Origin of the sequence: Pseudomonas fluorescens HK44 (assembly GCF_000217955.3) — a bacterium.
In the GTDB taxonomy this organism is placed as follows: Bacteria; Pseudomonadota; Gammaproteobacteria; order Pseudomonadales; family Pseudomonadaceae; genus Aquipseudomonas; species Aquipseudomonas fluorescens_AQ.
Window position 1 is genome coordinate 72,182 of sequence record NZ_AFOY02000004.1, and the last position, 20,216, is coordinate 92,397.

Annotated in this window: 17 protein-coding genes, 1 tRNA gene and 6 pseudogenes; 13 read left to right on the forward strand and 11 right to left on the reverse strand. The window is 53.6% G+C overall.

All coding sequences use genetic code 11. The features are described from left to right. Positions 1 to 312: 312 nt before the first annotated feature. On the reverse strand, positions 313 to 1,137 hold the full coding sequence (locus tag HK44_RS02145) for a tyrosine-type recombinase/integrase (protein WP_019689970.1): 825 nt from the start codon (positions 1,135 to 1,137) through the stop codon (positions 313 to 315). A gap of 215 nt (positions 1,138 to 1,352) precedes the next feature. Here HK44_RS02145 and HK44_RS02150 point away from each other — a divergent pair. The 4 genes and pseudogenes from HK44_RS02150 to HK44_RS02165 all read left to right on the forward strand — a co-directional run. Beyond that, positions 1,353 to 1,484, forward strand: a pseudogene (locus tag HK44_RS02150) (glycoside hydrolase family 19 protein); the annotation flags it as partial. Then, on the forward strand, positions 1,466 to 2,008 hold the full coding sequence (locus tag HK44_RS02155) for a lysis system i-spanin subunit Rz (RefSeq protein ID WP_019689971.1): 543 nt from the start codon (positions 1,466 to 1,468) through the stop codon (positions 2,006 to 2,008). The pseudogene HK44_RS02150 and the gene HK44_RS02155, both read left to right, overlap by 19 nt. Positions 2,009 to 2,158: 150 nt before the next feature. Next, on the forward strand, positions 2,159 to 2,953 hold the full coding sequence (locus HK44_RS02160; RefSeq protein WP_019689972.1) for a DNA adenine methylase: 795 nt from the start codon (positions 2,159 to 2,161) through the stop codon (positions 2,951 to 2,953). Positions 2,954 to 3,003: 50 nt separating this feature from the next. Beyond that, positions 3,004 to 4,188, forward strand: coding sequence for a HEPN domain-containing protein (locus tag HK44_RS02165; RefSeq protein WP_019689973.1), 1,185 nt, complete (start codon positions 3,004 to 3,006; stop codon positions 4,186 to 4,188). Between the two features lie 29 nt (positions 4,189 to 4,217). Here the strand turns inward: HK44_RS02165 and HK44_RS02170 are convergent, their stop codons facing one another. Continuing rightward, positions 4,218 to 4,901, reverse strand: a complete 684-nt coding sequence (locus HK44_RS02170) for an SOS response-associated peptidase family protein (protein WP_019689974.1) — start codon at positions 4,899 to 4,901, stop codon at positions 4,218 to 4,220. 103 nt (positions 4,902 to 5,004) lie between these two features. Here HK44_RS02170 and HK44_RS02175 point away from each other — a divergent pair, with 103 nt between their 5' ends. Together HK44_RS02175 and umuC are read left to right on the forward strand one after the other, a co-directional pair. Further along, positions 5,005 to 5,430: a LexA family protein gene (locus HK44_RS02175; RefSeq protein ID WP_019689975.1), complete on the forward strand. Its 426-nt coding sequence runs from the start codon at positions 5,005 to 5,007 to the stop codon at positions 5,428 to 5,430. Beyond that, on the forward strand, positions 5,423 to 6,697 hold the full coding sequence (gene umuC / locus HK44_RS02180) for a translesion error-prone DNA polymerase V subunit UmuC (protein ID WP_019689976.1): 1,275 nt from the start codon (positions 5,423 to 5,425) through the stop codon (positions 6,695 to 6,697). The genes HK44_RS02175 and umuC overlap by 8 nt, the downstream gene beginning before the upstream one ends. Before the next feature lie 13 nt (positions 6,698 to 6,710). Here umuC and HK44_RS02185 read toward each other — a convergent pair whose 3' ends face one another. The 3 genes from HK44_RS02185 to HK44_RS02195 all read right to left on the reverse strand — a co-directional run bounded on the left by HK44_RS02185 (position 6,711) and on the right by HK44_RS02195 (position 8,862). Next, complete coding sequence (locus HK44_RS02185) at positions 6,711 to 7,472, reverse strand: hypothetical protein (RefSeq protein ID WP_019689977.1); 762 nt, start codon at positions 7,470 to 7,472, stop codon at positions 6,711 to 6,713. Positions 7,473 to 7,628: 156 nt separating this feature from the next. Beyond that, the gene (locus tag HK44_RS02190; RefSeq protein WP_019689978.1) at positions 7,629 to 8,210 is read right to left on the reverse strand and encodes a hypothetical protein; all 582 of its coding nucleotides are present in this window, start codon (positions 8,208 to 8,210) and stop codon (positions 7,629 to 7,631) included. A 436-nt stretch (positions 8,211 to 8,646) separates the two neighbouring features. After that, positions 8,647 to 8,862, reverse strand: a complete 216-nt coding sequence (locus tag HK44_RS02195; protein ID WP_019689979.1) for a hypothetical protein — start codon at positions 8,860 to 8,862, stop codon at positions 8,647 to 8,649. A 423-nt stretch (positions 8,863 to 9,285) separates the two neighbouring features. On the opposite strand from HK44_RS02195, the pseudogene HK44_RS02200 reads away from it, so the two are divergent. Continuing rightward, positions 9,286 to 9,552 (forward strand): annotated as a pseudogene (locus HK44_RS02200) (transposase domain-containing protein); the annotation flags it as partial. Positions 9,553 to 9,744: 192 nt separating this feature from the next. Next, on the forward strand, positions 9,745 to 10,749 hold the full coding sequence (locus HK44_RS02205; RefSeq protein ID WP_141651654.1) for a hypothetical protein: 1,005 nt from the start codon (positions 9,745 to 9,747) through the stop codon (positions 10,747 to 10,749). A gap of 61 nt (positions 10,750 to 10,810) precedes the next feature. Here the strand turns inward: HK44_RS02205 and HK44_RS02210 are convergent. The 3 genes and pseudogenes from HK44_RS02210 to HK44_RS02220 form a co-directional block, all read right to left on the reverse strand. Continuing rightward, positions 10,811 to 11,035, reverse strand: a pseudogene (locus HK44_RS02210) (transposase domain-containing protein); the annotation flags it as partial. Positions 11,036 to 11,975: 940 nt separating this feature from the next. Continuing rightward, the gene (locus tag HK44_RS02215) at positions 11,976 to 12,203 is read right to left on the reverse strand and encodes an AbrB/MazE/SpoVT family DNA-binding domain-containing protein (RefSeq protein WP_019689983.1); all 228 of its coding nucleotides are present in this window, start codon (positions 12,201 to 12,203) and stop codon (positions 11,976 to 11,978) included. A 174-nt stretch (positions 12,204 to 12,377) separates the two neighbouring features. Beyond that, complete coding sequence (locus tag HK44_RS02220) at positions 12,378 to 13,139, reverse strand: divalent metal cation transporter (protein WP_198424407.1); 762 nt, start codon at positions 13,137 to 13,139, stop codon at positions 12,378 to 12,380. Between HK44_RS02220 and HK44_RS02225 the strand changes: the two are divergent. From HK44_RS02225 to HK44_RS02235, 3 genes and pseudogenes are all read left to right on the forward strand, one after another. After that, positions 13,122 to 13,784 (forward strand): annotated as a pseudogene (locus HK44_RS02225) (Ppx/GppA family phosphatase); the annotation flags it as partial. The gene HK44_RS02220 and the pseudogene HK44_RS02225 overlap by 18 nt on opposite strands. Before the next feature lie 360 nt (positions 13,785 to 14,144). Then, a complete protein-coding gene (locus HK44_RS02230; protein ID WP_019689986.1) occupies positions 14,145 to 14,918 on the forward strand; it encodes a ParA family protein in 774 nt (257 codons plus the stop codon). A 333-nt stretch (positions 14,919 to 15,251) separates the two neighbouring features. Further along, positions 15,252 to 15,336, forward strand: a tRNA-Leu gene (locus tag HK44_RS02235). Positions 15,337 to 15,679: 343 nt separating this feature from the next. Here the strand turns inward: HK44_RS02235 and HK44_RS02240 are convergent. Next, positions 15,680 to 16,645, reverse strand: a complete 966-nt coding sequence (locus tag HK44_RS02240; RefSeq protein WP_019689988.1) for a DUF3298 domain-containing protein — start codon at positions 16,643 to 16,645, stop codon at positions 15,680 to 15,682. Between the two features lie 103 nt (positions 16,646 to 16,748). Further along, positions 16,749 to 16,979: pseudogene (locus HK44_RS02245) on the reverse strand (transposase domain-containing protein); the annotation flags it as partial. A gap of 790 nt (positions 16,980 to 17,769) precedes the next feature. Between HK44_RS02245 and HK44_RS29395 the strand changes: the two are divergent. Both HK44_RS29395 and HK44_RS30355 read left to right on the forward strand, forming a co-directional pair. Beyond that, on the forward strand, positions 17,770 to 18,408 hold the full coding sequence (locus HK44_RS29395) for a reverse transcriptase domain-containing protein (protein ID WP_198424408.1): 639 nt from the start codon (positions 17,770 to 17,772) through the stop codon (positions 18,406 to 18,408). 121 nt (positions 18,409 to 18,529) lie between these two features. Next, positions 18,530 to 18,892 (forward strand): group II intron maturase-specific domain-containing protein, encoded by a 363-nt coding sequence (locus tag HK44_RS30355; RefSeq protein ID WP_198424409.1) that lies wholly within the window; start codon positions 18,530 to 18,532, stop codon positions 18,890 to 18,892. 49 nt (positions 18,893 to 18,941) lie between these two features. On the opposite strand, the pseudogene tnpC reads toward HK44_RS30355, so the two are convergent. Next, a pseudogene (gene tnpC, locus HK44_RS02255) lies at positions 18,942 to 20,190 on the reverse strand (IS66 family transposase); the annotation flags it as partial. Positions 20,191 to 20,216: the final 26 nt, after the last annotated feature.

Here is a 20,216-nt window from a genome sequence, read left to right on the forward strand (position 1 = left end):
TGCAGTTTTTGCCGGCTAACCGCGAACGCCCGCTATCGGGAACAAAAACACGTAGATCATAACTGTCAGCAGTGGGTCGTTTTTGACTATCGCCACCGGCAGCAGTGGGCAGCCCTCTCCTGACCATGGTTACTAAGCGCGCTGGTCTAATCTGATGCAATCGGTGGTCAGATTGAATGCAAATGTCTGGTCAAGTGCAATGCAAGCGAGTGGTCAGTACCCATGTAATTAAGTGGTCAACTGGGGTGCAATTTCGCATTTTTCGTGGGGGAGCGCCAACCTTGCACCAGGTTGACGCTAGTTGAAGGGGGGTTACTTCGTGGGTTTTACGATCTCGCCCACTCGTCGATAAACCTTCTTGGTCATCTCTTCTGTGGAGTGCCCCAGTAGTCGGCTGGCGTGTGTCAGTTCGATTTCACTTGCGGCTTTCGAGCGAATGTCCTTGAACTGAAACTGGCGAATGCTGATGGCCAACGCTGTGTCACCGTCGGCACTAGCCTTGACTGCGGCTTTTTCCCGAGCTTCATCCCAACGGTTGCGCAACATCTGCTGGCTCATCCTGAGTCCGGACGTGTTGGTGATTAGGGTTGAGGTTTTGATACCGTTTAGCGCTCTGCGCTCCTGCAAGTCATCAATAAAAGTGCTGAGTCCAGATTGGGCGCCGGCGTCTTCCAGACGAATACGCAGGCGCTTCTCGGTTTTGCCTTGCCCGACCATCAGGAAGCCGCTGTTCAAATCAGTGGCGGCAATCTTCAGTACATCTGCTGGGCGCTGCCCAGTCAGATAGGCCAGGTCCATCGCGTCCTTGAGTTCCTGCACGGCCTGGGCGTAGACCGCATCCCACACCGTTTCCCCTGCGTAATAGTCGCGGGGCGTTTCTTTATTACGTCGAACACCAAAGCAGGGATTGGCGTTGGGTTCGTCTTGAGGTCGCAGCATTTCTTCATCTGCCTTGTAGGCGCGGATACCCAGCTCGACGGTGAAGAGGGTGTCAGATTTGCTGCGTTCAACTTTCAGGCGAAACGCCAGTGCTTCGCGCAGTGGCGTCGAGCGCAGCGTGTGATTGAAGGTCTCGCTCAGATTGACCTGGGCGTTGAGTAGTTGCAGGGTGCGGTTGTCGAGTTTGAACTTGCTCATGCTGCGTGCCCTCCGCCATTGGGATCGAATGGAGCAGGCGCGGTGCGATTTTTTTGCATGGGTTTTGTGGGGATGAATGCGCAGCCGGATTCGCGGGCTAGACGACGAATCTCAAAGATACGGGAGGGGGCAGCGGCGGCCGGATGAGCCAATAACCATCCTCAATGTTCCCGACATGAACGCACTCCCGGACACGCTGGAGGTGGCTACGTGAGCTGAACGCCCTGGCAGATCGGGGTGAGTTCGAGGCGATCACCCGCAAGATTAACGGCGGGCTCAACGGCCAGGCGGATCGGCTGGAGTTGTGGGGGCGGGCGAGGGCAGTGCTATGCGTTTTGTCGACCTGATCCCTGCGCCGTATCGGTTACTGGCCAGCGGCGCGCTGCTGATGGTATTGGCCGGTGGATCGGCTGCGTTAGCGTGGCAGGTTCAGGATTGGCGTTACGGCCAGCAGCTGGAGCAGCAAGCCCGCCTGCAGGCGGAAAGCCTCAGTCAACAGACACTGGCAGCGGCCGCGCAGCAACAAGCCGAGCAGGATAAACGTCTCGCCCTCGAGCGCCGGCTTTCCGCCAGTGAACGAACCCATTACCGAGCCTTAAGCGATGCCCAACGTGATCAAGGTCGCCTGCGCGACCGCCTTGCCACTGCTGATCTGCGCTTGTCAGTCCTACTCGAGACCACCGATTCAGCCAGCGGCACCACAGTGTCAGCCGCCACCTCAACCAGCGGCGTGGTTCATGGAGCCACAAGAGCCCAACTTGACCCAGCGCATGCTCAACGAATTATCGGTATCACCGATGCCGGCGACCAAGGATTGATCGCCCTGGCGGCCTGTCAGGCCTACACCAAAGAAGTCTCAACACCGAAGTAAAAAAGAGCGGCCGGTGTGGATGCGTCAACATCCAATCCGGCCGCCGTCCCTGCAGAATGTCCCTGCAAGTCCAGCCTAGGCTCCTGCTTCGTGCACAAAGCGCGGCGAGCCTAGCACCTGTTTATCCATACAGTAAAGGTCTTGCTTTCAATGTCTACACCCATCATCCCTTGGATGGGCGGCAAACGCCGCCTGGCCGACCGCCTCATCCCGCTTTTTCCGCCACACGAATGCTACGTCGAAGTCTTTGCCGGCGGTGCCGCGCTCTACTTCATGAAGCCCCAGCCATCGCCGGTCGAAGTCCTAAACGACATCAACGGCGACCTGGTCACGCTTTACCGCGTCGTGCAGAACCACCTCGAAGAATTCGTGCGCCAATTCAAATGGGCGCTCAGCTCGCGGCAGGTGTTCGAATGGCAGAAAATGACCCGCCCCGAAACCCTCACCGACATCCAACGCGCCGCCCGTTTCTTCTACCTGCAACACCATGCCTTCGCCGGCAAAGTCTCTGGTCAGACATTCGGCACGGCGACCACCGCACCGGCCATCAACCTGCTGCGCATCGAGGAAAACCTCTCGGCCGCGTGGCAGCGCCTGTCCGGCACCTACGTCGAAAACCTCCCCTGGCTTGAATGCGCAGAACGCTATGACCGCGCCCATACCTTCCACTACATGGACCCGCCTTACTGGCAGACCGCCGGCTATGGGGTGGACTTTCCGTTTGAGAACTACGAGCGAATGGCTGACTTCATGCGCCGCTGCAAAGGCAAGGTCATGGTCAGCATCAACGACCATCCGGACATTCGCTACGTGTTCGAGGGCTTCCATTTTGAAACGTTGGACATCCGCTACAGCAACACCAATCAGCGGCAGGGGAAAGCCGAAGTAAGCGGTGAACTGGTGATCATGAATTGGAAACCAGCGGACTTTGGAGGCTTGTTTTAGTACGGTTGTGATAGTTTAGGAGGGGACTGTATTTCTTTGATGAGGCCATTATGGATGCGCGGGCGTTGGAAAACCTTAAGGTTAAAATCGAGGGGTTGGTTAATAATTGTGTATTGATGAACTCATCTATCGAGGACGATGAAAACTGGAAAAGAATAGAAAACTTGGCGCTATCTGTATCGAAGCTAAAGGCACAGTGGATCAGTCAGCGCCAAGCGCAAATGATGATCAGTAGCATTGTTGCGCGAGCTATCCCGAAACCTGATGATGGCTCCAGATTGAGTGGGAAGCTTTCTGATTTCATCGATTCGGCGGAACTGTGCGTACGAATTTACAATCGTATTATCGGGCTGCCTTATCACTACGACATATACTATGAGCTTCCAAGCATCTCTCTTCCGAATGGCGCTGGAATTAATGTTGGTTCGGGGATTTCTCTGCAGATGCTAAGTGATAATTTCGTTAGGCGAGAATCCTTGGCGAGTAAGCTAGGGGTAAACGTACAGGGTGAGTCATGCTATCTTAGAACTAAAGTTGCTGGCTATTGTGACTATGATTCAGCAGCAGTAACTCCACAGGAAAGTTTGACGTTGGTCAAGGTTTTTATCGAGCGAGGGAAGGCGTTCGGGGTTCTTGTTGATGATATTTTTTCGAAAATGTGGCCTCGAAAAACCGCGAAGCCGGTAGTTTATATACATGAAATTGACGATGGATCAATAATTAACTCTATTAGTCTGCCGATTTCCAAAGATATTGCCGAGGCTCTAACTTCCATTCAGTTGTCTACTGCACTTTATAGAGAGGGGGGTATTGAGAAGATTTTCGTTGAGGGTATGAAGGATTTTTTGAAATTGACGAGCTCAAATGATCTGTCTCTGGCGCGGATTATTGCAGCATGTGAATGGAGCTTTGACGCCGATTCTGAGCATGTACCCGCAATGAAAGTCGTAAAGACGTGTATCGGCCTTGAGTCGGTTTATGGTGAGGATAATTCCGAAGGGGGTTTGACGAAATCGCTTTCTGATAGGTGTGGTTATTCGCTCGCATCAAGTGCGGCTGAAAGGAAAGATATTATGAGAAAGTGCAGGGATCTCTATCAGCTTAGATCAAGTGTCGTTCATGGAGTCCAAAGAAAGCTTTCATTTGCTGACACTGAGTTGTTGGATTTTGGAATGTCTATGCTAACTAGTTCGATAAATAAAGAAATCAGCTTGTTACCCGATCTTCAGGGCTAAATACCTGGTCTGATGGTGATTGGGATCATTCATTCGTGGATCGCTTTGATCAGCTCTGATCCTTTATTTCGAACGTTTCCTACGGCGTTGTCTACCTTAAACCACTCGAAGACCTCGGTCGGTTCACTCTGTTGCAACACCATCTGCTCGGCGCGCTCCTTGGGTGTCGCCGGGTCCAGCCATTCCCGAGCGAGCGCTGGCAAAAGCGTCACCGGTCGCCGGTCGTGTATATCCACCATGCCACCGGAACTGTCGGCGGTGATGAGCACGAACCCATCGTGCTCGCCTGGACCTTCGTCACTGTCGGGAAGTTGGCCGATGGCGGCACACAAGATCGGTGAGCCGTCCCGGTGCCTGATCAAGTAGGGCTGCTTCTTCGGTCCGCCTTCATCAACCCATTCAAACCAGTTATCGATGGGGGTGATGGCGCGATGTGGCCAGATCGCCCGGAAGAACGGCCCGTGTGCGACCTTCTCGACCCTGGCATTGATCGGGGCGGCGCGGTCCTTCGCCCAGTGTGGTCGCCATCCCCAGCGCACTCGGTTAGCGTGCAGAGTGTCACCTTCGAGATGGAGCAGGGCGACCTGAGTCACCGGTGCGACGTTGTACCGTTCAAGCGGCTGATCGCCAACGGTGTTGACTAGGACATTGGGCATGCTCAACGCCGCAACGAAGTCGTGGATGCCCCGGTACTGTGAAAGCCTTCCGCACATTGGATAAGCCCTCCGCCTGTCGAAATCTTCTGCAAGAAAATTGACCCCAAGCCGGTATCAAAGTTAACTGTATATTAATACAGTATATGTAAAAGGCCGCGTCATGAGCTTTTCTATTCTAGGTCCCATTTTAGAGGGCGGCACGAAGCTGCCTTTCTGCTCTTTTCGGGTCCCTGCCGGATTTCCATCACCAGCAGCTGACCATATCGAGCAGCACATCTCACTGGATGAGGTCTTGAATATCCGGGCGCCGCACGTCTACCTGGTTACGATCACTGGCGACAGCATGCAAGGGGTGGGCATCTTTGAGGGTGATCTGGCGGTAGTGGATCGCTCAATCGAGGCGGTGCACGGACATATTGTCGTCGCATTGCTGAACAACGATCCGGTCTGTAAGCGTCTGTGCAAGCGCGGCAAAGAGGTGATCCTGCTGTCGGAAAATCCGAGATACCCGGCTCGATATATCCTTGAGGGTGACGAGCTATCAATTTGGGGTGTGATCACCAGCAGCGTGCGCAGCCATGTCTAAGCCACCAGTTTTTGGTCTGATCGACTGCAATAGTTTCTACGCCAGTTGCGAGCGCGTATTTCGCCCGGACTTGGCGAAGGTCCCGATCGTGGTCCTTTCGAACAACGACGGCTGTGTCATCGCGCGAAGCTATGACGCCAAGCCCTTCGTAAAAATGGGCGAGCCGTATTTCCAGATCAAGCACAAGCTGCAGCAACACGGCATCGTCGCGTTCTCGTCGAATTACGCCCTGTACGGTGACATGAGCGAGCGGGTCATGAGCCTGATTGAGTCCATGGTCCCGGCGGTGGAGGTGTACAGCATCGACGAGGCCTTTGCCGACCTCACCGGTATCGACGGGCTGGACGTGCTCGGCCGACAGATTCGCAGCCAGGTGCTGCGGTGCACTGGCATCCCGGTCGGCGTTGGCATCGCGGCTACTAAGACCTTGGCCAAACTGGCCAACCACACGGCAAAACGCTTGCAGGCCCAGACCGGTGGCGTCGTGAACATTTGCGACCAGGTAAAGCGCGATTGGGTGCTGCGTAATACCGACGTGGCCGAGGTGTGGGGCGTGGGGCGGCGCATGAAAATGCACCTGAATGCCATGGGTATCAAAACGGCGATGGACCTGGCCAAGTCCGATGCGTGGACGCTGCGCAAGAATTTCAGCGTGGTGATCGAGAAGACGGCGCGGGAACTGGCGGGTACGCCGTGCCTGGAGTTGGACGAGCCGCCCCCCCAAAAACAGGAGATCTGTTGTAGCCGGATGTTCGGTAAGCGGCTGAAGGAGCTGCCCCCCATCAAGGAGGCGGTGGCCACGTACATGATGCGAGCATCGGAGAAGCTCAGAGCCCAGAACTCGCTGTGCAAAAAGATCAGGGTGAGTATCCGCACTGGAATGTTCAATCCCGAGGAGGCCAAATACGCGAACGGCGTGGTGGTGGACCTGCCTTACCCGACAGACGATGTTCGTTTGCTGACCAAGGCGGCTGTCGATGCGCTTGATCGAGTATTCCGGCCTGGATTCAACTACAGCAAAGCCGAGGTGATGCTCCTGAATCTGTGCCAGCCGGGTGAGTACACGGACGATCTGTTCGCCACTTCCCAGCCGACTGAGGCGACAAGGGTGATGGCGGTGTTGGACCAGATCAACGGGCGGTGGGGTAAAGGTACGCTTCGGCCCGCCAGCGTGCCGACGAATCCCGACTGGGGCATGCGCCGGGAAATGATGAGCCAAAGTTATACCACTAAGCTTGATCAGTTATGGAAAATCAGTTGTAGCTAGATGACTTTTTCCATTAAGGGAGTTCGATAATATTTATTTGAACTTTGTTTTGTTCTGCTATTTCGTCAATTCCAGCTATGATCGATTCCCGGTTTTGCATTAGAGTTTTTGACAGCATGTTGGTGTGAAATGGCCATTCATCACAAAATAAGCCGTTATTCAAGAGGAAACTGGTTCGCTGTGTTCCCTCATACATGTATACGAGTGCCAAGGCAGTTTCTTTGCTATAAATTTTCTTGTTAAATATCCGTCTGGATACGGTGATAGGCCTATGACGCTTCATGTGGCGATAGACAATTGATTCAGGTGATTCAGCTGGTTTGCATTTTATGGCTGAGCTTTCTGTGATAAGGATTAGATCTATCTTTGAATTAAATTCAAGAAATGGGTTTGGTTTTATTTCCAGTTCGGAATATTTTTCTGGTACAAATGTTGTGGCTTCTAAGCCTTTAATGACTAGAGGAGGGTCAAATTTTTGTAGGCGGAAATATCGATTGGTTTTTTTAAAAATGACATTGATTTCATATATGATTAATGGCTTGTCCTTTAGATTTGCTATTGATAAAGAAGTTATGCTTAATGGGCTATTTGAGGATGCGCCTATCGTTGCAAAATATACAGCTTTGTTGCCCCATTTTTTGCTTGCTGTCGTTAGTCCAATTGCGACACCGAGAATTGCGGCAAGGTTGCGCAGGTCGTTTAAGTCTACAAGCGACTTAAGAGGGGAGAAATCAATTGAGACGATGGTAGTTAAGAGGCTTTGAAAATAATCCATTTTTAGCCTGCGAGAGTAATCTGGGGGTAGGAATAAAAATCTGCTGCGTCCGCGTAGAATAGCGATGCCTGGTGCCAAGAAGAAGCCATTTGAGAGGATGAGCTAATGCGCCAATGGCCGAAATTGAGCTCTTTCAACTCCCAATCACATTGATCGCTAGGGATGAGGCAGATCTGTAACTACGCAGCTTTCTACGATCCGGGATAATAGCGATTTCACATCCGCGCTGATCCGATCAAATGTGGCTGACGTGATATCCCACTCTCCATCGGAATGGGCGAACAGCCCCTTTTTTGGCCAAAAGGCGTAGTGAATCTTTCTCCGGCCGCCATTGTTATCTACGATTTCCACAATCTGAGATTCATGCTTTTGACCGGGCAAGCGCTGATCAATGTGTTCAAATGCTTCACGCCCTTTGGCATAGTGCGAAAACCAGCGATCTTTTAACTCAGCCAGCTCTGGGCGAAAAGCATCAAAAGCAGGATCGTCCACTGACTTGGCCAAGTACCTATACACGTTCCTCAGCGAGATAAAGTAGAAGTGGATGTCAATCAAGATGTCCTGGTAGTACTTGTTCGTAACTTCAACATCCTGCTGGCTAGGCGGTATTTCCCGATTCCAGATTCTCCACACCTGAGTTTCAGCGGCTCTCAAGGAGCGGAACGCAAAATCGACGCAATGGACCGTCGCGCCTGATCGGCTTGCAGTCATCACTTTGAGAATTTCATCATCATTCATGTCTCACCACCTTAGGGAGCCGTCATCAGGGTCAGCTTATGGGCCGTTTATAACGATAAACACGCGCTTCTGGCCCACGAAACGACTTTATGCCCATTTCCCGACATCGAGTCATCGGGAAGATTAGCTCGGTAAACGAGTCGAGTTACCGCCAAAGTTGTTAGAAGTTCCAATGTCTATTTTTGGCCCAGGCTGTGTGAAAACGTTTTTGAGCAGGTTTGACAGCCAGGACTGGAGCGAAAATCGCGTTCCTACGCAAATTTTCGGGCTGCTGATTAACCAAACGCTGGCAGATTTTACGTAGCAACGCAGACTTCAAAACGGCGCATGCGTTTTCACACAGCCTGGACCAAAAGCTGTCTAGCAAAAATATTTACATTGGCAATCGTTAGGTTTGCCTGGGGCCATCCTGAAATTTTCTCGGGAAGGTTGATGCCTAGCCGAGATTCGTACCCCTGAGTTTGGCCAAGCCCTGCTTGATGTGGCCAGCGTTTTCTCCAACAGCTTCCAGAGCACCACGGACATTGTCACCTACCTCTTGCGAACCCCGCTGTTCCACCCACAACGTCAGCTCCATTACCGCCGCCTCCAAGGCGAGCTGATTGTCGTAGATCCTTTCCAGTACGTCGGGTAGTGAGTAATCGCCTGGCATGGGGTCGACTCCGTTCGATAAAATCCAAGCATAGCAGCGACAGTGGTGAAGAGGTTTAGGGCAAAATTAGGGCAAATTCAGGGCCGCCATATACCGCAGGACGCCATGAGAACAGGACGAAAGCACCGTATTTTCTGGCCTGAGGCGGCCTAAAGGGATGCAAGAAGGGGTTCGAATCCCTATCCTGATAGATGCGATAGTACGGCAACAATCGACCCAGACTGTGTGAAAACTCCAGCGGTTGTTTAACCTTCTGATCGTCTAGATCGTGGCGCGGGACGATCATGAAGCGATTCATTGAGGGGGAGGCTCGGACGCAAGTCACTTTGCTGCCGGAGTGCCTGGACGATTACGTTTGAATCGCCCCTGGTTTAATAGACGTATGCGTCCGGCAAAGTCATCTAGCCCGCTCTGCTAAGCCAAGATGACGATGCAGTACCCATAGACAACAATCACGCCGAGCAGCAGATAAGGCCGTGGGCTTTGGGCCGCAAGAGCTGGCTCTTTGCTGGGTCGTTGCGCACCGACAAACGCGCGGCGACACAGATGAGTCTGATCCAATCAGCCAAGCTTAATGGGCATGCTCCGTACGAGTATTTGAAGGACGTGCTGGCGCGGCTGCCGACGCAACGGGCGAGCGAGATCGCCGAGCTGTTGCTGCATAACTGTATGCCGTTACGCAACCTGTAATGCCTGCTCGCTTACAAATGTCATCTGCAAATCCGCCATTAACACGGGCTAAAATTACAGATGATTCAGATTTGTAGTTTCCTCAAGTCACAGTTTCAGGCACGACAGCGTCAGAATATTTTTTGTGCAGCTGGAAGCCTTCACTCCCGTGCCCTATAGTTTAAAAATTCCGCCAACGGGTAGCAGTTAACCATGACTCCTCTCGCCAATAGGTTGCGTTATCGTCTTGCTCTTTGCTTTTTTTTCACACTTTCTGGTGAGGCCAGTGCGGCTAAGCTTTATATGGCCTTCACCCCTGACAATCATTACTACAATGTCTTTGCAGATAGCGAAACGGCTGCAAAGCAACGGATCGAGAGTAAATCTGGCCGTACTGTTTCCGGAATGATTTCCTGTGAGCGGGGCTGGGCAGCCTTATGGGGAATTGAAAACTTCAATGTGCGAGGCGCAGGCGCAATTGGGGTCACCTGTAACCACGGAAGCCAGATGAGCGCCCTTAAAGGCGCGCTCAATGAGTGCCAGAATCGTTACGGACGCAGCTGCCTCAACTCCAATGACGGCAGGGTCACCGCTTCGGTCTGGAAAGTACTTAAGCATGATCTGGAAGGGCCCACTGATAATGTCTTCAACCTCAGTGGTGACCGCTGTACAGTGACAGCGGGTGCTCCACAGTTCGAAAGCTGCAATATCCCTGACGAGCTCCGTAGTCTTGGCCTACAAATAAACGGTAATCCACAAGAAAACCCCACTCGCTATCCAGACGAGCCTGGCCCGGTAGCTTCTAGCATTCCGGGTACTTCAGCGCAGAAAGGCGTTCAGGCTACCTTACTTTATCGCTGTGCGTTCAAAGCACTAGCCCACTACCGGACTAAGGAACGATTCAGTATTTGGGGAACCCCGAAAAAAGGGCAATACCTAGTCGCAGTCGAGCCCGACAAAAGTCCCGTTATCGCAGCCAAAGGCTTCGGCACGCCGGCATACGGAAATTTCTCTCTCACATTCTCCGATAAAGTCACAATCACCGTGACCGAAGATGGCTGGAGTACCACTAGCCTGGACCGCATCGAGAACAAGAATTCGCTGTACGGCGAGGTCTCGTCTAAAGACAGTAAGGCGGGCGGCGGCTGTGTTTACGTAGCCGGACCGGAACGTGAGCAGGAGCATGAGAAGCGCGTGTTCGATGTGATCACCAAGTAGGTGCACTGCGCACACTAGATAATTGTGCTATCAAGTAATGTTTTTGAAAGTATCCAGGTCGCTACAGGCACGAAGTTAGAGCTTTGTATGCGTCCGGACATCCCGTCTTGCGCAACAAAACCGATTGCCACCGATGCGGTAGCAACTCGGTAATTTCACTCGCCCGCTGCGTCGGCAGGCGTGTAAGGACGTCCTTCAAGTAGGCATACGGGTCATGCCCGTTGAGCTGTGCCGACTGGATCAAACTCATGATCGCCGTGCGTTTGCCGCTACGCAGTGAACCGGCGAGTCGAGTCAGTCGAAGGGAATTTCCCCCCTCGGCTGCTCACAGAACTGACACTCAGTTTCAACGAGTTGTCAGACTCTTGTTGGCTATCGCTAGCTGAAAACCTGATCAAACTCCGAGGGTTCAAACGATTGGGTTCACCTGTCATAGGCGTTGATGAAAAAATTCACCAAAATTCCAATGTGCTGAATTCAGCCTCGCAGCCGGCTGGGACAACTGGTCTGGGCATTACTTGCTTTCAGACTCAGTGGCGGACGATGTTTTTCTGCAAAAGCTATTCGACCAGCTCCGCGCCTGACAGGCGACTCAAGCCATTCGCTCCGCTGGCTGGGAATGCGTGCCTGGGCGTTCGGGAATGGCTTCAATGGGTCCAGGCTGTGTGAAAACGCATGCGCCCTTTTGAAGTCTGCGTCGATGGTTTACGGCTAATTGCCATCATGCAGGATGGCAAAAACCAAACGTCATTCCAAGCGCTGCCCGAAAGCAGCTCAATGTCTTGTGCGGAATGGGGCTGGCTGAGGGGAGAGGGGCCGAGAATGAAGCAAAAAAACGTTCCGCAACCCCAAAACAGGCCCTTGAAGGACGTGGTCTACAGGCCGTTGAAAATCAGTAGCTTGCGGAACGCATGCCATGCTAACCTATTGATCTACTTAGCTTTGTGGGTGGATTGCAAATCCGCCTACGCCGGTTCGATTCCGACCTCGGCCTCCACTATAAACAACCCCGTAGATCAACGATCTACGGGGTTTTTTATTGCCTTCGATAAAGTCATGTGTTCCGCAATTTTTGGAGGGTGTCCCTCCTCAGGTCTGCAATGCGTCCAGTTAAGCTCCTTCGGGCTTAAGCCCGTCTCGGCATCACGTCTTTACGTGCTGTGCTCTTGACGAGTCATCCCCCTTGGCCTTCCTTGACTGCTTTGGGGGAGCTCATTACGACTGCCTTATTTCACCTCGGCGTTGACAAGCTGTCCGCTATCCCAGGCTTCAGTGAGCTCGTCTATTCGATCCGCGATTTGAGGCTTTTTTGATAGGACAAGGCAGCGCGTGTTGCCGAAAAATTCCTCTATCAAGTACAGCGAGTCGCCAACATCAAGCTCCAGCTCCTGCAACGCCTCATCGGGAATTCGAATCGCACCGTCACCATCCCATTCTTCGATCATGATTTTCATAGGCGGCTTTCTCACGTGCGGTCTCCATTGCTTCTGAGTCGGCAATGGTAACGTGCTTTTACGTGCTGGCTTAGATTGAAGCGAGCAAACGTTCGAGCTATTCACTCTCCCAGGCACTTAATAGTTCGATAGGATCAGCTCCGTCTCAACAGGCTCGCCATGAGCTGACCAAGCCTACCCCGGAATAAACATCGCCACCGCCGCCGCACCCATCACAGCCGTCGCAACCCAGCCCAGGACAATCAACGGTCGACTCACCGTGAAATCGCCCATCACCGACTTCTTTGAAACCAGAATGATGATGACGACCATCAGCGGTACCGCAACGACCCCGTTGATCACAGCACTCCAGAACAACGCTTTCATGGGGCTGATGGGCGAATACTGGATGGCGAGTGCGACGAGCACGCTGATGCCGATGATGCTGTAAAAGCCTTGGGCGTCGTGCACTCTGCATTCTAGGCCTTCGTTCCAGCCCATCACCTCGGAAAGGGCATAGGCACCAGAACCCGCCAGCACCGGTACGCCGATCATGCCCACGCCAAGAATGCCTAGTGCGAAGAGCAGGTAGGCGGAGTCGCCAGCGAGCGGCCGTAATGCGCTGGCTGCTTGCGCCGCAGTGTTGATGTCGGTCACGCCCGCCACATTAAGGGTCACTGCCGTCGCAAGAATGATGAAGTAGGCAGTGATGTTGGAGTAGAGCATGCCGCTCCAGGTATCCCAGCGGATGCGTAGCAGTTCCTTGGGTGCGCTACGCGGGTCTTGATTGAGCGGTGCACTGTGGGAGTTTCTGTGCATGTCCTCGACCTCTTGAGAGGTCTGCCAGAAAAACAGATAAGGGCTGATGGTCGTGCCGAACAGCGCCACGACGACTGCGGCGACGGTAGCGTCCGGGGTGAATCTGGGCCAGACCGTGTGCAAGCCGATAATGCTCAACTGTTTCTGTCCAGTGCGGAGCGACATTTAGGTTTTCGTATTGATGTCATCTCTGGGCATGAAGAAGCCCAGCTGGTGTACGCCGGTGTTGCCCACACGATACCTGGTACAGAGAGCATGCGACTGGTCGTGGACATCGGAGGTGGCTCCACTGAATTGATTCTGGGGCAGGGTGCTCAGCCCCTGTTGACCGAGAGCATTGCCATCGGCAGCGGTACCTTTGGTGCACGTTACTTTCAGGGAGGTGGTATCACGGCTCAGGCGCTCCTCGAGGCTGAGCGTGTGGCCACTCTACAGTTTGAAAAAGTTGCACGTCGTTATCGTGCACTAGGTTGGCAGCAGACTATCGGCTCTTCAGGTACCGCAAGGGTGCTAGCCAAAGTGCTCAAGGCCAACGGATTGAACGACTCTGGCCAAAGCGGTATCACCTACAGCGGTCTGTTGCGCTTGTCGTTGCGTCTGCTGGAAGTGGGGCATGTGAAACGACTCAAATTAGCGGGCTTGCCAACCCATCGCCTGAGCGCCTTACCCGGAGGTCTGGTGGTCATGCTGGCGGCGTTCAAGGTGTTTGGTATCTCGCATATGATTCCTTCCGAGCCTGGTTTGAGGTTCGGGGTTCTTCATGGCCTGATGTGTAAACACTGATCCCCGACAGCTACCTTGCAGAAGCGGGTGCCTGAGATTGCTTGATATCGAGCATGATCATTAGGGCCTCTGCTATTACCTCTCCTTGTTTAGTGATAAATCACTTGCTCGCCTTCTGCAGTGCAGCTTCAAGTGCCCGGTAAACAGAGGGCTTAGATTGCTCATTGAACAAAAGCTATAGCCCCCAGCATCCTGTGCCTGCTATTAAATGCGGCCGGAGATATTGTTGCGCGATTGCCATGGCCATCCGAATGCTACAGATACGATAAGCTGGCGAGAGGATTCAAAGGCACGAAGATGTTGGCCTTTCAAACTCAGGGAGAGACATATGTCCACATACGATAATTTTTGGGACATTTCATGAGACGCGTTGTGTTCAATCAAAAAGGTGGCGTCGGTAAATCCAGCATCGCGTGTAACCTAGCGGCCATCAGCGCCTTCGAGGGCTACCGCACATTGCTGATAGATTTGGATGCTCAAGCAAATGCCACTCATTATTTGACAGGTTTGGGTGGCGAGGACGTTCCCCTTGGGATCGCTGACTTCTTCAAACAGACACTGTTCCCAGGCCCCGCGTCAAAGAAAGCTCAAGCCCATATCCATGAAACCCCTTTCGACAATCTGCATTTAATCGCTGCATCGTCGGAGTTGAGTGATCTGCAGTCCAAGCTCGAGACACGCTACAAAATTCAGAAACTCAGTAAATTGCTCGACAGGCTGGATGAAGATTATGAGCGGATCTACATGGATACTCCGCCGGGCCTGAATTTTTACAGCGTTTCGGCGCTGATTGCCGCTGACCGCTGTTTGATCCCTTTCGATTGCGACAGCTTTTCTCGCCAAGCGATTTACGGTGTGCTGCGAGAGATCGAGGAGGCCAAAAGCGATCATAACGACAGGTTGGAGGTTGAAGGCATCGTCGTTAACCAGTACCAAGCTCGCAACGCACTGCCGCAACGACTGCTTGACGAGTTAATTGCTGAGCGCATGCCGGTACTGCCTGCATACCTGATGAGCTCCGTGAAAATGCGTGAGTCACATCAAGCAAGTAGGCCGCTGATCTATCTGGAACCGCAACACAAGCTCACCCGGCAATTCGTGGAGTTGTTCAGCTTGCTGGAAGGCCGTCCCTGAGTGAGACCACTACAGTTCCAGGTGCAAGCTAATACCTTTTAGGGCATTTTTAGGGCAAAACAGGGGCTGCTTTAGGCCGCAATAGGCTTTGATGCCCCAATCGGTTAGGTAAGCACTAACTGTAAAGCTCAACCGACTCACTCAGCGCTCTGTGATAAATTGATTTCAGTGTCGTACACAAGGATGTCGGCTTTGCCGTCCGGGCACGTCAGGTCGTCCAGCGCAGACTTGGTAAAATTGATTTTCATGGCCATAAGTTGTACCTCATTTCCTAAGTGATTGATTCTGGTTTTGTTTTAGGGTTAAATCAGCGCCTGCTTTTGCATTTCCCATGCCCCGATGGTGAAATTGGTAGACACATCAGACTTAAAATCTGCCGCCGCAGGGCGTGCCGGTTCGATTCCGGCTCGGGGCACCACTACAAAATCCGCTGCATCTTCCCAGCTCCCTCCTTGTCACTAGCGTCTAACCGACCCTGGTGTTTATTGCTGTCTGCGATTTGGCATCCAACACCTTAAATTTGGTCGCAGGCTTGGGAGCTATTTGGGAGCCGACTTGGGAGCTTCGCTGGTAACTTTCGCCATTCCTGGCGTGCCGAACTCAGCTCTCACCCACGCTTCAATGCCGACCAAGAGTGTCCGTAAGTTGTTGATTGAACAAGTTTTTAAGCCTGTAAATACGGGCTAAAGCCGTAACCGTCCGGCGAACACACCTTCCTGATACCGGAGCTTGAGGCGCGCGGCCGATGGCATTTACAAACATCAGGTCTGGGGTGGGATCGGCGCATTTGGCGCAAGAAAGGGCTTCAGGTCGCGCCACGGAATGATGACCTCGGTCGTCCCAAACGCGTAAGCGAGCACGGCGTATGGCTCGATAGTAATCAACAGGCCGTCCCGCGTAAGCGTCCAGTTACGGATGTCGGTTGCTGCCTTCTCGACCTGCCTGAGCTCGACTTGCGTGGTGTCAGCTTTCTTTTCAATGACGTCGTAGCTTCGGCGGGTCAGGAAGTCTTTCCAGGCGGTGTCCACGACGAACAGATCTGAAGCTTCAAGAGAATGAAAGCTGGGCTCCATCAGATACGTGAGGCCGGTACTTCCGCCATGGCCATGCGGCGTGCCGTGGCAGTCCTCCCAGTCTGTCATCCTGACGCTGATCACGCGCGCAGAAGCATAGGTCACTGTAAAGCCTGAGTACTCATCGCCATGTCGTGAGTCGCAACCCGAATCAGCTACCCACATCGCCTGTTTTGCCACTGTCGAATTCCACAATGCAATCGTCGGCGAGACCGGGGCATCGATTCGTGGCGCGCCGGCGTGAATTTTGTACGGCTGGCCGGCTTCGTCTTGCGTACTCGCGGAAAAGTAGTCGCTACGGCTGAACAGGTAGGGCCCGGTCGAAATAGCGGCATTAGAGAGGTCTTTGAGACGTTCTGTATAGTGCTGAGTCAGACAGAATCCTACTCCGCTGTTATCCGGATGCGCGAAGCAGAGATCGCGCACGAAGCGCAACCATTGTCTTTGCCCATCTCGCAGGATTGTCTGTCCGTCCTGCGACAGACGTTCCATCGCGGCTGTATACGACGTTGCGATAGAGCTATCCAACGCTGATACCACAGAATCAGCGCAAACTGCTTTTTCTATCGGTGAATGTGCTTTGTCGCAATCGAAACTCGCGGCAGATGCAATCGTTGGTATCAGGCACGTCAGAACCAGAGCACGCTTAATCATTTCAACAATCCTTGTAATCCAGGAAAACTGAGCGGTGCGGATGCGCTTATATGACATTCTAAATGTATGTGTCCTGGCGTCGCACCTTGCGTCACCAAACCGGCTACCACTCATGCGGCAGCAATTGTGCAATATCACTCGCCCGCTGCGTCGGCAACCGCGTCAGCACACCTTTGAGATAGGCATACGGATCATGCCCATTCATGCGTGCCGACTGGATCAAACTCATGATGGCCGCTGCCCGTTTGCCGCTGCGTAGCGATCCGGCAAACAACCAGTTCGAGCGCCCAAGTGCCCACGGCCGAATCTGATTCTCCACTTGGTTGTTGTGTACGCCCTGACAAGGCGTATGAGTTCAGTGGGTGCGAATCCACCCGGCTACTTGTCGCTCCGCGAACGGAAGCACTTTCGGAGGCAGTTCAGGAGGCAACGAATGGGCTGAAGTATCTGAAGAAAAGGCTTCTTTAGGAAGTCAGTGGACTGTGCAGGCCGTAGCGCGCAGCGGAACACGAGCCCAGGCCGAAAATGGCCTTGCGGTAGCCGACCGCCCATAATAACGGGGAAGGATTGATAGTGCTAAAGGGATCGAGAGCGTCAGACCGCGAACTTGGCACTGCCGCCCGGGGTAGTGGTGATGACATGTACAGAAGAGGAACTCATACGAAACAGGGGAACCCTGCCAGGGTGAGAAGTAGCCGTTAAACACGGCCATACAAACACAGCGCAGCCCGTGACGGGATGGCTTCGCTCGCGGACAGGTGGCGGATGGGGCTCGTAGTACCGTTGAGCCGGGTAATGCCGGAGTAGGAAAGGAGCCCTGGTTCAAGAGAGAGAGACAAAGTGGTAAGAAACGATGGGATTGGGCTCAGCAACCAACCAGACTGAGAGCCACCCCATTTGGGAAACTACAGCGTGCCCTGTATGGTGAAAGCTAAGACAGAGCCAGACTTTCGCTTTCTACAGCCTGTGGGACAAGGTCTACCGAATCGATGTTTTGGTCATTGCCTACCAACGTTGCCGCGCAAACCGAGGCAGCCACGGTGTGGATGGTCAGCGATTCGAAGACATTGAAAGCATAGGGTCTATGGAGTGGCTGGCTCAGCTACGCGAGGAGCTGAAGTCGGGTGGATATCGACCTCAGCCCCTGCGGCGGGTATGGATTCCCGAACGGGAAACTTCGTTCCTTGGGAGTTCCCTGCATTCGAGACCGCGTTGTTCAAATGGCCGTCAATCTCACACTCCAAGCGATTTTCGAAGCGGACATGCAGCCATCGCAGTATGGCTTCAGACCTCGTCGAGATGCCAAGGAAGCCGTGAGGCAGGTGCATTATTACACTGCAAGGGTTGGGTTGAGAGACGTTGTCGATACGGATCTTCGTGACTATTTCAATACCATTCCACACGGGCCTTTGATGAAATGTCTGGCCCGGCGTATCTCGGATGGTAGGGTATTGCGGCTGATCAAGCAGTGGCTTGAGGTGGCCGTTATCGAACTCATTGACGGAAAGCCTCGACGCACCAACGAAGCCAAGCACACGCACCGTGGCAGCGCTCAGGGATCGGTGATTTCGCCGCTGCTAGCCAATGTGTATTTCAGGCGCTTCATTCTGGCCTGGGAAAAGTTTGGCTACGCCAGACGTCTGCATGCAAGGATTGTGAATTACGCGGACGACATGGTGATCTGCTGCCGCCCCGGCAGTGGAGAGCAGGCAATGGTGCTGATGAGTGGTTTGATGGCGCGGGCTGGGGCTGACGGTCAATGAAGAGAAAACGGCGCTGGTGAAACTCCCGGAACAGTCACTCGACTTTCTGGGGTACAACCTGGGCAGGCAATACGATCGTCATGGGAAAACCTATATAGGCACTCAACCTTCGAAAGGAGCGATGAAGTCGATTATTGGAAAAATCCATGACGAAACAGCGATCAGCATGACGTGGGATGCGGTAGAGCACCGGATAGCTGAACTCAACTCGATCCTTCGAGGCTGGGCTGGCTACTTCGATCAAGGGCCTGTGCTCAAGCACTATCGAATCCTGCAACGTTACACTGAGCGCCGTATCCGACGCTGGTTGGTCAAGAAGCATAAGCGGCGAGGCCGCTCTGGGTACCGTCTATACCCGGATGCATTTCTATATGGAAAGCTAAGCCTGCATCAGTTGCCTGTGCGAATGGCCGATGTGTCGAGTGCGAAGGCATATCGATCTCGGACGAAAGCCGGATGCGTTAGTAGCGCACGTCCGGTTTGACGAGCGGGGTGTGGAAACGGAGCGCAAGCCACCGCGCCACATCCCGACTCTCCGATTTCGATTCGGCCGTCATCGCAGTAGCGCGTTAAAGCCTGCCACCGGTTGAGGGCATAGAGGATTGCACCGCCCAATGTCGATTTTTTCGACAGTTGAGTCAGCGTCTGGTTAAGCCACGCGTGCAGGTGCTCCAGCAGCGGACTTGCCCGACTTTGCCGAACCGTTTTTCTCTGATCTGGCGGTTGTCCTCGGATCTCGCTTTCGATGGCATACAGGGCCGCAATCCGTTGCAGCGCCTCGCCAGCAAGTGGTGAAGCCTGGTCTTTGTAGACATCGTAAAACTTGCGCCGGGCGTGAGCCCAGCAGGCGGCTTCCTGAATGGTGCCTGTAGCATACAGCTGAGCAAAACCGGCGTAGCCGTCAGCCTGTAAGATCCCGCTGAAGCTCTTGAGATGAGCACGCGGATGTTGCCCCTTGCGATCCGGCGAGTAGGCAAACCAGACCGCCGCCGGCGTCGTGTAACCGGCAGGTCGGTCGTCCCGCACGTATGTCCATAGGCGAGCCGTTTTGGTTTTGCCGTTGCCCGGCGCAAGTACACCAATCCGCGTGTCGTCGGCATGGACTTTATGGCCGCTCATGACATGACGCTCAAGGGCGTTGATCAGCGGCCTGAGCAATTGACTGCTCTGGCCGACCCAGTCGGCCAGAGTTGAACGCTCCAGATCCACGCCCTCACGGGCGTAGATCTCGGATTGTCGATACAGTGGCAAATGGTCAACAAACTTGGAGACCAGCACGTGGGCCAGTAGCCCAGGGCCTGCAAGGCCTCGGGCTATCGGGCGACTCGGCGCCGGCACCTGAGCGATGTGTTCGCAGCAGCGGCAAACCCACTTGGGGCGAACATGACGGATCACTTTGAAACGCGCTGGGACGTACTCCAGCACCTCAGACACATCCTCCCCCAAATGGCGAAGTTTCCCACCGCAACCAGAACACTGTGATTCGGGCTGATGGACGTGAATTTCGCGAGGCAGGTGTTCAGGCAACGGCTTGCGCCGAGAGACGACGCGAGTGGGCGGTTCGATTGGTGGTGTCAGTTCAGTCTGGCTGACTTGCAACTCTTCAAGACTCAGTTGGAGCTGATCGATCATCGCGTCCAGTTGCTCGGAGCTGCGACCGAACTGCATACGACGCAGCTTGGCGATCATCATTTTCAACCGCTCAATCTCTGCCCGCTGGGCAGAGACCAGAGCCTTCAAGGCTTGAAGATCGTTAGGCAGGGAGTCGGTCGCGAGAGTCATGACCGAATGTTACTTGGGATTTTTTC